The sequence below is a fragment of the Burkholderia sp. KCJ3K979 genome, from assembly GCF_016759955.1.
GTDB classification, from domain to species: domain Bacteria; phylum Pseudomonadota; class Gammaproteobacteria; order Burkholderiales; family Burkholderiaceae; genus Burkholderia; species Burkholderia orbicola.
On the sequence record NZ_JACFYV010000505.1, the window covers coordinates 1 to 303 of the forward strand.

The 303-nt window shown below is 65.7% G+C and carries 1 pseudogene; it reads right to left on the reverse strand.

The annotated features are described in order from the left end of the window. Nucleotides 1–303: pseudogene (locus H3O04_RS35845) on the reverse strand (acetyl-CoA C-acetyltransferase); the annotation flags it as partial.

Genomic DNA, 303 nt, shown 5'->3' on the forward strand with positions numbered 1-303 from the left:
GCACGAACTCGTCGGTCGCGAACTGCAGCGGCTCGCCCTTGCGTTGCGGGATCGACACCGGCACGATCTCGTCATTGAAACGGCCGGCCTTCTGCGCGGCTTCCGCCTTGTTCTGCGACAGCGCCGCGAATGCGTCCTGCTCTTCGCGCGTGATCCCGTATTCCTTCGCGACGTTTTCCGCCGTGATGCCCATGTGGTACTGGTTGTACACGTCCCACAGGCCGTCGACGATCATCGTGTCGACCAGCTTCGCGTCGCCCATCCGGAAGCCGTCGCGCGAGCCCGGCAGCACGTGCGGCGACG